Source organism: Mesorhizobium sp. M0618 (assembly GCF_040320765.1).
In the GTDB taxonomy this organism is placed as follows: domain Bacteria; phylum Pseudomonadota; class Alphaproteobacteria; order Rhizobiales; family Rhizobiaceae; genus Mesorhizobium.
This window is the reverse complement of sequence record NZ_JAMYQH010000014.1, coordinates 16,955-30,486: the sequence shown is the minus strand read 5'-3', so window position 1 is coordinate 30,486 and position 13,532 is coordinate 16,955. Positions and strand designations below refer to the sequence as shown.

10 protein-coding genes are annotated in these 13,532 nt (G+C 62.0%); 3 read left to right on the top strand and 7 right to left on the bottom strand.

Features of this window, described 5'->3' with window-relative positions:
* Window positions 1-175 precede the first annotated feature (175 nt).
* Window positions 176-916, top strand: coding sequence for a transcriptional repressor LexA (lexA, locus tag NKJ04_RS16370; protein ID WP_128303628.1), 741 nt, complete (start codon window positions 176-178; stop codon window positions 914-916).
* Here the strand turns inward: lexA and NKJ04_RS16365 are convergent.
* Window positions 910-3,360: a ComEC/Rec2 family competence protein gene (locus tag NKJ04_RS16365; protein WP_352676340.1), complete on the bottom strand. Its 2,451-nt coding sequence runs from the start codon at window positions 3,358-3,360 to the stop codon at window positions 910-912. The genes lexA and NKJ04_RS16365 overlap by 7 nt on opposite strands.
* A 101-nt stretch (window positions 3,361-3,461) precedes the next feature.
* Between NKJ04_RS16365 and gltX the strand changes: the two genes are divergently transcribed.
* Window positions 3,462-4,886, top strand: coding sequence for a glutamate--tRNA ligase (gltX, locus tag NKJ04_RS16360; protein WP_352676337.1), 1,425 nt, complete (start codon window positions 3,462-3,464; stop codon window positions 4,884-4,886).
* Between the two features lie 185 nt (window positions 4,887-5,071).
* The gene (gene gltA / locus NKJ04_RS16355; protein ID WP_027036654.1) at window positions 5,072-6,400 is read left to right on the top strand and encodes a citrate synthase; all 1,329 of its coding nucleotides are present in this window, start codon (window positions 5,072-5,074) and stop codon (window positions 6,398-6,400) included.
* A 61-nt stretch (window positions 6,401-6,461) separates the two neighbouring features.
* On the opposite strand, the gene lpxB is transcribed toward gltA, so the two are convergent.
* From lpxB to bamA, 6 genes are all read right to left on the bottom strand, one after another.
* On the bottom strand, window positions 6,462-7,640 hold the full coding sequence (gene lpxB / locus NKJ04_RS16350; protein WP_352676335.1) for a lipid-A-disaccharide synthase: 1,179 nt from the start codon (window positions 7,638-7,640) through the stop codon (window positions 6,462-6,464).
* Window positions 7,633-8,550 (bottom strand): LpxI family protein, encoded by a 918-nt coding sequence (locus NKJ04_RS16345; protein ID WP_352676333.1) that lies wholly within the window; start codon window positions 8,548-8,550, stop codon window positions 7,633-7,635. The genes lpxB and NKJ04_RS16345 overlap by 8 nt, the downstream gene beginning before the upstream one ends.
* Window positions 8,522-9,355 carry an acyl-ACP--UDP-N-acetylglucosamine O-acyltransferase gene (gene lpxA / locus NKJ04_RS16340; protein WP_023812925.1) on the bottom strand — a complete coding sequence of 278 codons (834 nt, stop codon included), beginning with the start codon at window positions 9,353-9,355 and terminating at the stop codon, window positions 8,522-8,524. The genes NKJ04_RS16345 and lpxA overlap by 29 nt, the downstream gene beginning before the upstream one ends.
* Before the next feature lie 13 nt (window positions 9,356-9,368).
* On the bottom strand, window positions 9,369-9,836 hold the full coding sequence (gene fabZ, locus NKJ04_RS16335) for a 3-hydroxyacyl-ACP dehydratase FabZ (RefSeq protein WP_013531753.1): 468 nt from the start codon (window positions 9,834-9,836) through the stop codon (window positions 9,369-9,371).
* Complete coding sequence (lpxD, locus tag NKJ04_RS16330; protein ID WP_128303621.1) at window positions 9,829-10,887, bottom strand: UDP-3-O-(3-hydroxymyristoyl)glucosamine N-acyltransferase; 1,059 nt, start codon at window positions 10,885-10,887, stop codon at window positions 9,829-9,831. The genes fabZ and lpxD overlap by 8 nt, the downstream gene beginning before the upstream one ends.
* Before the next feature lie 75 nt (window positions 10,888-10,962).
* Window positions 10,963-13,329: an outer membrane protein assembly factor BamA gene (bamA, locus tag NKJ04_RS16325; RefSeq protein ID WP_352554841.1), complete on the bottom strand. Its 2,367-nt coding sequence runs from the start codon at window positions 13,327-13,329 to the stop codon at window positions 10,963-10,965.
* Window positions 13,330-13,532 lie beyond the last annotated feature (203 nt).

The window sequence follows — 13,532 nt, the reverse complement described above, 5'->3', positions numbered from 1 at the left end:
GGCGCATCGCCGTGCCTAGCGCCTGTTGATCGCGATCCGCTGGCAAGCGCCAAATAATTTCAGCAGCCTTAACAAATTCATTAAACTTTAAACGGTTGCAGAACACAACTGGAACAGATAGGGTTTGTTCTGGGTTTGTTTTTCGATTCTGGTTTCAGGTAACCTGGGGGCCGCCATGCTGACGCGCAAGCAACATGAACTGCTGATGTTCATCCATGAACGCCTGAAGGAGAGCGGCATTCCGCCATCCTTCGACGAGATGAAGGAGGCGCTCGACCTTGCTTCCAAATCCGGGATTCATCGGCTGATCACCGCACTTGAGGAGCGCGGCTTTATTCGCCGGTTGCCCAACCGGGCACGCGCGCTGGAAGTGCTGCGATTGCCGGACTCGATCGCGCCCGGTCTCAACGCGGCAAAGAAGTTTTCGCCAAGCGTCATCCAGGGCAGTCTCGGTCAGGGTGGTGCCCTTGGCCGGCAGATCAAGCCGGCGCCTTCGCGGATGCCCTCGCCTGGCAATGACGACGATGCGGTCTCCGCCGTGTCGATCCCGGTGATGGGCCGCATCGCCGCCGGCGTGCCGATCGATGCCATCCAGCATCAGACGCATTCGATCTCGGTGCCGCCGGATATGATCATGGGCGGCGCCCACTATGCGCTGGAGGTCAAGGGTGACTCGATGATCGAGGCCGGCATCTTCGATGGCGACACCGTCATCATCCGCAACGCCGACACCGCCCAGCCAGGCGAGATCATCGTGGCGCTGGTCGACGAAGAGGAAGCGACGCTGAAGCGGTTCCGCCGCAAGGGCGCCTCGATTGCCCTCGAAGCCGCCAATCCAGCCTACGAGACACGGATTTTCGGCCCGGACAGGGTCAAGGTGCAAGGCAAGCTCGTCGGCCTGATCCGCCGCTACTGAGCCGGCTGCGGGTTGGCCGCTGGCTTCTCCGGTTTCTTGAAGGGTGCCAGCCCCCTTGCCTCACGAGAGTATTTGCGTTGCGTGTGCCAGGGCCGATATGGGCTGTCCACCGCGAAGCTGATCGTCGCCGGCGTGGTCGCCGATTGGCGATCGAAGAAGACCGCGGCACTGCCTTTGCGAGCCAGTTGCCGCTTGGTGATGACGAGAACCAGCGGATTGTGACAGGCGTCATACGCGGTGGCGTCATTGATGACGATCAGCTCGGCGAAGCCGCAGGCTTTCCAGGTGTCCTTGCGGTCCTCGACATAGGCAATGATCGCACCGGACATGTGCCTGGCCACGCAAACGCCTGAGGAGCAATAGAACGGCGATCCCAGCGGCAGATCAACGGCATCCGCGACATCGAATTGCCCATAGCTGTTGTCGAACACCTCTGGCACGACGATGGTTTCTGATGTCAGGGCGCGTTTCCAGTTGTCGACGGTGAATTCGTTCGGCCGTTCCCGGCTGACGGCAAGCTCGCCGCCACCGATCGGCAACGCCACCAGCCGGGCGTCTTCCGAGATCAGCACATCCGGCGTGCGCGTATCCGAGACGGTCAGCAAGCCTGCCAGCGCGAATGGCAGGGCAGCGAGCCGCAGCCAAGTTGTCGCCATCGTCGCGATGACCAAAGCAATTGCCACCAACAGGACCGACTGTTGCGAAATCAGCCCGACCCCGTCGACAGGCGAACGCTCGGAGATCCAGCCGGATATGGCGATCATCATCGTCAGGCCCTTACCCATCAGGTAGAGAGCCGGCCAATCCAATCCGAAAGGCATCAGCAGCGCGCTGGCGACGGCCAGGAACATGACGACGGTGACGATCGGCATAACCGCGAGGTTGGCAAACAGGCTAAGCGGCGAGACACGCTGAAAATGCCAGATGGCAAACAGCGTCGTGGCGCTTCCGGCGATGATCGAGGTCATGGCAAGGCCGGTTGCCGCCAGCAGGAATTTTCGCGTCAGGAAACCTGGCATGGATCGCTTTGGCGGCGGCGGTCTAGCTTTTCCCGCGCGGTGATCGGCCCAGCCGGCATAGGCGCCGACCAGAGCCGCGGTCGCGGCGAACGACATCTGAAAACTCGGGCCGACCACCTCATGCGGCGACACCACGATGACGGCGATCGCCGAGATCGCCAGATTGCGCATGGTGAGTGCTGCTCGATCGAACAGCACGGCAATCAGCATCACCGCCAGCATGATGAAGCTGCGCTCGGCGGCAACGACGACTCCCGAGATGATGAGATAGGCCGCGATCGAGAACAGTGCGGCGGCGGCGGCATACTTCTTGACCGGGCGACGCGCGGAAAAGTCGGGAGACAAGGCGAAGGCGCCGCGCAGCAAACCCATGATGGTGCCTGCGACCAGCGCCATGTGCAGTCCCGAAATGGAGATGATGTGGTAGATGCCGGTACGTCGCATCGCCTCATTGATGTCATCGGGAATGCCGGCGCGCACGCCGACGATCAGCGCCGCGGCGATCTCGCCTTCGGCGCCGCCGACGCTCGCCCTGATATGGTCGGCGATGCCTTCGCGGGCATTTTCCACGCTAGAGGAAATTCGGGCCGGCAGCGGCATGTCGCCGTCATCGTTGACGACAAGCTTTGGATTGCCGAGAAAGAACCCGCTGCCACCGATGCCGGCAAAGTAGCTGTCGAAGGAGAAGTCATAGCTGTCCGGCCGCACCGGCCCGGTCGGCGGCAAGAGCTTGGCATATCCGGTGATGAGGGAGCCGGCGGTCACGTCAGCCGGGATCTTGCGTGCCGAAAGCCGCACCCGTTCCGGCGCATAGCGCAGTTTCGGTCTTGCGGTCGATGTCACGTCGATGGTCAGCCGGATACGGCCGGTTTCCATCCGGTCGAGCGAGACGACGCGGCCGGTGACTTGCGTCGAAATTTCCGAGCCCAACATTTGTGTGCCCGCACGCCACGTCTCGACTTTGGCAGCAAGCAGTCCTAGGGCGCACAAAAGTGCCGCCATGAAACACAGATGGGTCTTTGGCCATGAGCGCGAGACCAGCGCACAGATCCCCGTCAGAATAACAACCGCGACAGGTCTCGCAAAGTCGGGTTCAGCCGTCAGCGAAAAATAGCCGATCGCTCCGATCGCCAGGCAGACCGGCACCAGCAGGAAGGCCACGCCCCGGTCGAGTTCCAGGCTCGCCGCCGTGTTCACGCTGTGGCGCAGGCGAGGCAGTGATGTCAGGCTGATTTGCCGGCGCACGCGAACGATCCTGCCGGTTTCGGCAACAGGAACAGAGGCGGCGACATCCGCTTGTAACGGCGCTTGGCCGGGATCCGGCAGGAGGGGCGACGGCAATGGCAGAGGCGCAAAGAGGGACCGTTCGCTGACGCCGATGGCAGCGTCCTCGCCCTGATCCGAGCCCCAGCCTCGTCCAGCCATCGGGTCTGCCCCTTGCGCCCTCGACACCCTATGCTACATGAACGCCGGGCGCGCGAAAGTCCGCGCAACCGCACCCGCTTCAGATGGTTTCCGAGAGTTCCATGTCCGACAAGGTCGTCACCCGTTTTGCCCCCTCGCCCACCGGCTATCTGCACATAGGCGGCGCGCGCACGGCGCTGTTCAACTGGCTGTATGCAAAGCACACTGGCGGCACGATGCTGCTGCGCATCGAAGACACCGACCGTGAACGCTTCAATGAAGCCGCGACGGCTGCCATCCTCGACGGGCTTTCCTGGCTTGGCCTGAGCTGGGACGGCGAGCCGGTGTCACAGTTCGAGCGTGCGCCGCGCCACCGCGAGGTGGCCGAGGAGCTCGTGCGCATGGGCATGGCCTATTATTGCTATGCCACGCCAGCCGAACTGGAGGCCATGCGCGAGGCTGCCAGAGCCAAGGGGCTGCCGCCCCGCTATGACGGCCGCTGGCGCGACCGCGACCCCTCTGAGGCGCCCGCAGGCGTCAAGGGCGCCATCCGCATCAAGGCGCCGACCGAAGGCGAGACCATCGTCCATGACCGTGTCCAGGGCGAGGTGCGCTTTCCCAACAAAGATCTCGATGACTTCATCATCCTGCGTTCTGACGGCAATCCCACTTACATGCATGCCGTCGTCGTCGATGATCATGATATGGGCGTCACCCATATCATTCGCGGCGACGATCATCTGACCAATGCCGCTCGCCAGACCGTGATCTACAACGCCATGGGCTGGGACGTGCCGTCCATGTCGCATATCCCCCTGATCCACGGCGCCGATGGCGCCAAGCTGTCGAAGCGGCACGGCGCGCTTGGCGTCGAGGCCTATCGCGCCATGGGCTACCTGCCGGAGGCGCTGCTCAACTACCTGGCGCGCCTTGGCTGGAGCCATGGCGACGACGAGATCATGTCGATCAAGGATATGATCTCGTGGTTCGACATCGGCGATGTCAACAAGGGCGCGGCGCGCTTCGACTTCGCCAAACTGGAAGCGATCAACGGCGCGCATATGCGCCGCATGAGCGATGCCGAGCTGTTCGACATCTTCATCGCCACCCTGCCCTATCTCGAAGGTGGCCCGGCGATCGCAGCACGCCTGAAGGACAGCACCAAGGCGCAGTTGCTGGCAGCGCTTCCGGGCCTGAAGGAGCGCGCCAAGACGCTGGTCGAGCTCGTCGACGGCGCGGCCTTCCTGTTTGCCACGCGACCGCTGCCGATCGACGACAAGGCGGCCCTTCTGCTCACCGACGATGCCCGCAAGATCCTGCGCAGTGCTCACGAAGCTTTGAACGGGCTTGCGAGTGACTGGACAGCCGCCTCGGCGGAGGCGGCGATCCGTGAGGTGGCTGCGGCCGGCAGTCACAAACTCGGCGCGGTGGCCCAGCCTTTGCGCGCCGCTTTGACCGGCAAAAGCACCTCGCCGGGCGTGTTCGATGTGCTCGCCGTGCTCGGCCGCGAGGAAAGCCTGGCGCGCATCTCAGATCAAATCGATTAGGAGCAAACTGGCCCAAGAAGATTGGCATTGAAAGGCGGGTTTCGCAGTGCAACATTAGGCCTTGGCCCAATCTGGCACGCACCTCCTGAAATGCGGTGGCGAATACGCGCATTGCGGTGATTTTCGACGTGTCGCTCTGCAGAATTTTGCCTTTGCCGGCATGAGGAAACAAGAAGGAGTTTGCAATGACCGAAGCTGCGAAAAAAATGGATTTGGGCGGCAAGACCCAGGAGGCCACGGCAACGCTTGCATTCGCCGGCAAGACCCATGAATTCAAGGTGCGAAGTGGTTCGGTCGGGCCTGATGTCATCGACATCGCCTCGCTCTACTCCACCACCGGCGCTTTCACCTACGATCCCGGCTTCACCTCGACGGCAAGCTGCGAGTCCGAAATCACCTTCATCGACGGCGACGCCGGCATCCTCCTGCACCGCGGCTATCCGATCGACCAGTTGGCCGAACATGGCGACTTCCTCGAGGTCTGCTATCTCCTGCTCTACGGTGAATTGCCGACCAAGGCGCAGAAGGACGATTTCGATTACCGCGTGACGCGCCACACCATGGTGCATGAGCAGATGTCGCGCTTTTTCACCGGCTTCCGCCGCGACGCGCATCCGATGGCGGTGATGTGCGGCGTGGTCGGCGCGCTGTCGGCCTTCTACCACGACTCCACCGACATCTCCGACCCCTACCAGCGCATGGTTGCCTCCATGCGGCTGATCGCCAAGATGCCGACGATCGCGGCGATGGCCTACAAATACCACATCGGCCAGCCGTTCATTTACCCGAAGAACGAGCTCAACTTCGCCGCCAACTTCCTGCACATGTGCTTTGCCGTGCCGTGCGAGGAATACAAGATCAACCCGGTGCTGGCGCGCGCCATGGAGCGCATCTTCATTTTGCACGCCGACCACGAGCAGAACGCCTCGACCTCGACCGTTCGTCTCGCCGGCTCGTCGGGCGCCAACCCGTTTGCGTGCATCGCCGCCGGTATAGCCTGCCTGTGGGGACCGGCGCATGGCGGCGCCAATGAAGCGGCGCTCAACATGCTTGGCGAGATCGGCCATGTCGATCATATCCCCGAATTCATCGCCCGCGCCAAGGACAAGGACGACCCCTTCCGCTTGATGGGCTTTGGCCACCGCGTCTACAAGAACTACGATCCGCGCGCCAAGATCATGCAGAAGACGGCACATGAGGTTCTGGGCGAGCTCGGCATCAAGGACGATCCGCTGCTCGACATCGCCATGGAGCTGGAAAAGATCGCGCTGACCGATTCCTATTTCATCGAGAAGAAGCTCTACCCGAATGTCGACTTCTATTCCGGCATCACGCTGAAGGCGCTGGGCTTCCCCACCACCATGTTCACCGTGCTGTTCGCGGTCGCCCGCACCGTCGGCTGGATCGCCCAGTGGAAAGAGATGATCGAGGATCCGCGCCAGAAGATCGGCCGCCCGCGTCAGCTCTATACCGGCGCACCCGAGCGTGACTACGTGCCGATCGCCAAGCGGTGAATTGGGAGTAGGGATTGGGCAGTAGGCATTAGGCAGTAGGCACGGTCAACTTCCCTACTTCCTACTGACTATTCCCTCTCTTGATATACCGCATCACCACCTGCGCGGCGATCTCGCCGGACGGTCTAACCGTCGCCATGCGCCGCGTGATCTCTGCAAATCCATTCTTCTGCCAGGCGCGCATGCCGCTGTCGGCGAACAGGGCTTCCAATTGCCGGGCCAGATTGTTCGGCTTGATGTAGCCGTCGTAGAATTCCGGAATAAGCGCTCGATCCGATATCAGATTGGGCAGCAGCGCCGACCAGACGGAAACGAGGTACGGCGCCAAGACGCGCGCGACCGGGTCGAGCCTGTAGCAGGAAATCATCGGCACGCCGGCCAGCGCCAGTTCCAGCGATACCGTCCCGGACGCGATCAGCGCCGCATCGGCTTTGCCGAAAGCCTGCCATTTGCGCTGGGGATCGACGATGATCTCAGGCTTTTCATCCCAGCGGTTGACGAAGGATTTGACGAGGTCGGCGACATGCGGAACGGTCGGCAGCAGCAGCCGTAGGCGGTGGCCACGCGCACGCAGAATCGACACCGTCTCGCCGAACGGGTCGAGCAGCCGCCGTACCTCGCCACGCCGCGAACCGGGCAGGACGAGCAGGGTCTTGACGCGATCAGGAGAAAGGTCGCGCGGCAGCTCCTGCGCCTTGGCTGCGGCGAGCAAACCCGCATCGTGGGTCAGGCGATGCCCGACATAGGTGCCCGGTGGCCCGCCGAGCCGCTCGAGCTCCTTGACCTCGAAAGGCAGGATGCAGAGGATGTGGTCGACATAGGGCTTCATCGCCACCGCCCTGCCCGGCCGCCACGCCCACACGCTCGGGCAGACATAGTGGATGATTGGAATCGACGGGTTGGCCGCACGCACCTTTTTGGCGACGCGCAACGAAAAGTCCGGACTGTCGATGGTGACAAGGCAGTCCGGCTTTTCGTCGGCAACGGTCTTGGCCAGTTGGCTGATCCGCCGTATCAGGCGCGGCAGGTCGCGCAGGACGGCACTGAACCCCATGAGGGCGATCTCACCGGCATCGAATGGCGAGACCAGTCCCAGCGCCTGCAAATGACGGCCGCCGAGGCCGACGAGTTGCACCTCGCGCCCGGCCGCCTGCCTGAGCGAGCGTACTATGTCGGCGCCGAGCAGGTCGCCGGACTCCTCTCCGGCAACGATCGCGATCTTCAATGCCCTGTCAGCCATTGCCCGGCTCCGTGACGACAGGCAGGCCAAGGACGAACAGGCCGAGTGCATTGGCGCGTGCGATGGTTCCAGGACCTTCGAGGATCAGCGAGCGTCCCGCCTCGACGGCAATGCCGGCGAGCCCGGCCGCGTGCGCTGCCTCGACCGTCTGCGGACCGATGGATGGAAGATCGGCGCGCAGTTCCTGACCAGGCTTGGCGCACTTGACGAGGACGCCGCGGGTCTTGCCCGCAATACGGCCGTGGCCACGCAGCAGCTTCGCACGATCAAGCAGGCCGGCTGTTCCTTCGATGCCTTCCAGCGCGATTGCCCGGCCGCCAACCGCGATCGCCGCCTGGCCGACATCCAGCGCCCCGATGGCCTTTGCTGCCGCAAGGCCCGCCTCGATATCGCGCCAGTCCAATTTTCGCGGTTCGGCCTTGGTCAGCACGCCTTCGGCGGCGACAAGATTCGGCACTACTTCGTGGGCGCCAACGACCTTTATTCCACGCGCTTCGAGGCCCCGTGCCAAGATCTTTAGAAGACCATCATCGCCACGCGCGAGCGCCATGACGACCAAAGGAATCACCGCGAGCAGGCTGAGACTGGGGCGCAGCGCAAGCAATCGCGGCCGGCGCTTGATCTCGCCTGCAAGCACCAGATGGGTGATCCGGTGCCGCCGCAGCAATGGGACGAGCGAGCCTATACCTTCCAGAGCGAGGTTTTCGTGATCGTATCGGGAGAGTTCCGCGATGCGGTCGACTTCGCCTTCCATCAGGATGACGAAGGGCGGATAACCTTGTTCAGCCGAACCGGCCGCGACTTCGACCGGCAGACTGCCGCCGCCGGCAATGATGCCGACCCTGGAGCCCGGCGGAAGATCAAGACGCGCTGCCGCTGTCTCAGTCTTCGTCATCGACATCGTCGCCATCGCCGCCCTTGAGCGACGGCACAGCATAGTGCCGCTTGCCGCGACTGGTGATGAAATCGATGATCTTCATGGCGGTCGGCGACGACGCGAACTCCGCTTTGGCGAATTCGATGTTCTCGCCAACGGTGCGGGAACGATCGAAGATCATCCTGTAAGCCTTGCGCAGCACAAGGATTTCGGACCTCGGCAGGCCGGAGCGCTTGAGGCCGATGATGTTGAGACCGCGCAGGCTGGCGCGGTTGCCGACCGCGATGGCAAAGGGGATGACATCGCCGACGATCGCCGAGCAACCGCCCAGAAAGGCGTTGTCGCCGATGCGGACGAACTGATGCACTGCGGTCAGGCCGCCGATATAGACATTGTTGCCGACCTCGCAGTGGCCGCCCAGCGTTGCGCCATTGGCGAACGTCGCATTGTTGCCGACGACGCAATCATGGGCGATATGGGCGTAGGCAAGGAAATTGCCATTGTCGCCGACCGTGGTCTCGCCGCGGCTGGAATCGGTGCCGAGATGCATGGTCACGCCTTCGCGGATCGTGCAGTTCTTGCCGATGACCAGGGTGGTGCGGCCGCCCTTGTGCTTGGTGTTTTGCGGCGGTGCGCCCAATGTCGCCATCGGATAGACCTTGGTCGAGGCGCCGATCGACGTCGCGCCCATCACCGAGACATGACTGACCAGTTCGACGTCGTCGCCGATCACCACATCGGCACCGACATGGCAGAACGGTCCGATGCGCACACCTTGGCCGATTTGAGCGCCTTCCTCCACAACGGAGGAAGCATGGATGGATGTCTTGATTTTCATAAGCACTCGATCGTCAGTCGCTGGTGACCATCATGGCTGAAATCTCGGCCTCGGCCGCCTTGGCGCCGTCGACCATAGCTTCACAAGCGAATTTGAGCAGATTGCCGCGTTTCTTGATTTTCTTGACATAGATCTTCAACTGGTCGCCGGGAACGACCGGTTTGCGGAATTTGGCGTTGTCGATGGTCAGGAAATAGACCAGCGACGGCTTTTCGGTGCCCAGGCTGCGGATACAGATGGCGCCGGCCGTCTGCGCCATCGCCTCGACGATGAGCACACCCGGCATGACCGGCTGCTCAGGGAAATGGCCCTGAAAATGCGGCTCGTTTATGGTCACGTTCTTGATGCCGATGGCGGATTCGTCGCCATCGATGTCGACGATACGATCGATCATCAGGAACGGATAGCGGTGCGGCAGGAGCTTCATCAGCCCCATGATGTCGACCGCTTCCAGCGTCGTCGACGCGATCATGTCAGCCATTGCCTCCCTCGCCCTGTTTGCGGGTCCTGGCGAGCTTGCGCAGCATGGCTATCTCCCGCATGGCTTCCGCCATCGGCTGTGCCGGATAGCCGCCCCAGATCTCGCCTGCAGGGACATTGCTCATAAATCCACTTCTGGCGGCAAGCTTGGCCCCTGTCCCTATGGTCAGGTGATCCGCAAGCCCGACGCCGCCGCCCATGGTGACATTGTCACCCACGACCACGGAACCCGAAATACCCGAAAGCCCGGCTATTATGCAATTGCGGCCGATGCGGACGTTATGGGCGATCTGCACGAGATTGTCGATCTTGGTGCCCTGGCCGATGACCGTATCGGACATGGCGCCGCGATCGACGGTGGTGTTGGAGCCGATCTCGACGTCGTCCTGGATAACGACACGGCCGATCTGCGGCACGCGTTCGGGACCCTTGGCCCCTCCAACGAACCCAAAACCATCTTGGCCTATCCTGGCACCGCCATGAATGATGACGCGATTGCCGATCAAGGCATACTGGACGCTCGCGCCTGGACCGACATAGCCGTCGCGGCCGATCTGGCAGGATTGTCCGATGACCGCATTTGGGGCGATGACGGTACCGCTGCCGATCGAAGCGCCTGGCCCGATGACCGCGCCGGCCTCGATGACGGCACCGGCTTCGACATGCGCGGTCGCATCGACATGAGCGTGCGGCGAGACGCCGGTTTCACTGGTCATCGGCCCTGGTGTCGCCGCCCTCGGAAACAGCAGACGCCCGACAAACGCGAAGGCCTGTTGCGGACGCGGATGAACCAGAACGGCAACGCCGGCCGGCGCCTTGCCGGCAAATTCCGCCGGGCACAGGACCGCGGCTGCCCGCAGCGACGGCATCAGCGCGGAATTGCGCTTGCCGTCGACAAAGACGAGCGCATTCTCGCCGCCCTCGCTGGCCGGCGCGAGTGCTTCGATCGAAATATCTGAGTGGCCGGAATCGACGAGCACCGAGCCGGTCAGATTCGCGACTTCGCCCGCCGTATACCGGCGTGATGGCGCGAAGAACACCGGATCGGTCATTCCAGAAGCTATATCCAGCTAGGTCGGAACATTTCTCCCGGACCCTGAAGACCCGGGAGCATCGTTGGCCGCCGATCAGAAGCGGGTCGATATGCCGAAGTTGAATTCCTGCACGTCGTCGCGCGCTTCCTTCTTGACCGGGATCGCATAGTCGATACGGATCGGACCGAACGGCGACGCCCACATCAGGCCGAGGCCGACCGAGGCACGCAACTTCATCCCGACCGAGTCCTGGGTGACGCCAGCGGTGTCGACCTTGCTTCCATAGAGCGTTGCCGCATCCGCGAAGACAGCGCCACGCAAGCCGAAGCTTTCCGGCACAACCGGCAACGGAAACTGAGCTTCTGCGGACGCATTGAAATAGGTCGTGCCGCCGAGATGGTCGCCCGTAGCAGTATCGACAGGACCGATGCCGCCATAGGCGAAGCCACGGATCATGCGATCGGTGCTCTGGAACTGATCGAAAATCCGCAGACCATCGCTGCCGTATCCTTCAACATGGCCAGCGCCACCTGAAACGAGCCCGACCAGATCATACTGCTCCGACAGCGTCTGGTAGATGCTGCCGCGTCCCGTGACCTTCACGAACTTGGCATCACCGCCGAGGCCTGCGACTTCTACCGTCGTGGTGGCGTAGATACCCTCGTGCGGGCTCTTCATATCGTCGATGGTGTTGTAGACCAGCCCGAGGCTGACCGACGACTTGATCCAAGGGCTTTGTTCGATGCCATCCAGGATAGCCGTGGAAACGTCACACTTCGCCGGATCGTAAACGCCGCCGGTCACGCAATCGTCTTCCAGCTTATACTTTTCTTGCGAGATGTTGTACGCCAACTGGGTCGAGATGCTGTCGGTGATCGGCAGACCGAAGCGCACCGTCGCGCCCACAGTGTCGCTTTCGTAGTTGTCGTATTCCCTGGTCTGCTTGAAGATGTCGAAACCGGCAGCGATGCGCCGTCCGAGGAAATAAGGCTCGGTGAAGGACAGGCTGTAGTCGCGTGAATTCTTGCCGCCGCCCGCCGACAGCTTGATGAACTGGCCACGACCGAGGAAGTTGCGCTCGGTCACCGAGCCTTCGACCGACGGACCGGCCGTGTCGCCACCGGTCGAATAACCAGCGCCTACCGAGAACTCGCCGGTCGATTTCTCGACCACATCGACCACCAGAACGACCTGGTCAGGCTGCGAGCCCGGCACGGTCGAGATGTCGACTTTCTCAAAGTAATTCAAGTTTTCCAAACGCTTCTTCGCGCGCTGGATGAGCACCTGGTTGAAGGCATCGCCTTCGCTGACGTCGAACTCACGGCGAATGACATAGTCACGCGTGCGATCGTTGCCGCGGATCTCGATGCGTTCGATATAGGCCTTGGTGCCCTGGTCGATCGTATAGACAACCGAAATGGTGTGGTTCTCGAAATTGCGGTCGCCGCGCGGCGTGACCTGCGCGAAGGCATAGCCGGAACCGGCCACCTTCTCGGTCAGCGCGATGATGGAATCCTCTACGTTCTTGGCGTTGTAGACGTCACCCTTGTGGGTCTCGATCACCGATTCCAGCGACTTGCCGTCGACTTCAGGGATCGAGCTCTCGACGCTGACGTCACCGAACGTGTAGCGGTCGCCTTCCTGGACGGTGATGGTGACCGTGTACTTGTTCGTCGCACTGTCGAGTTCACCGACAGCGGACACGACCTGGAAGTCGGCATACCCATGATTGTAGTAAAAGCGACGCAGCAGCTCCTGGTCGGCGCGCAGCTTGTCGTCGTCATAGACGTCGTCGCGCAGGATGAAGGAAACCCAGGACGAACGCTTGGTGTTGATGATATCCGACAGGCGGCGGCTGGAATAGGCGCTATTGCCGACGAAATTGATCGCCGCGATCTGCGTGCGATCGCCTTCAGCGATGTTGAAGACAACATTTACGCGATTGTCGCCAAGCTGCATGACCTGCGTGGTCACGGTCACATCGTCGCGACCAATGCGCCTGTATGCAGCCTTGACCGATTCCACGTCGGCATCGAGCGTCGCCTGCGAGAACGTTCCGCGCGGCTTCAGCTGCACGGCCGCCGCAAGCGCATTGTCCTTGAGCTTCTTGTTGTTCTGGAACAGCACCTGGTTGACAACCTGGTACTCGGCAACCTTGACCACCAGCGTCGAGCCGACCTGGTTGATCTGCACGTCCGAAAACAGGCCTGTGCCGAAGAGCGCCTTGACCGCACCGTCGATATCGGAACTGGAGAAAGCCTTGCCCGGCTTGATGGTGATGTAATTGCGGATGGTCTCAGCGTCGATACGCTGATTGCCGCTCACTTCGACTCTGCTGACGACAGCGGCTTCAGCCGCCGATGTGGCAACGAACTGCACTGCGAGCGCGCCTGGCACGACCATGGCCGCGGACAGGGTCACCGCGGACGCGGCGCTTAGAAACTTGGATGCTGCCTTCATCGGGCTTAATAACCTTTTCTCGTAGTCCCCACGGCGAGAAAACCGGACGTGCGGTAATTTCCCCTACCGTATTAACCGGATTTTCCCTACACGCAAGGCTTCTGGTTAATTTGTATTTACTTAACCCTGCGGCGTGGCTTTCGCGTCACTCATATCCCCTTGCATGGTAAACGGCGTCTCAACATCGTCCATGCAGAAGCCAA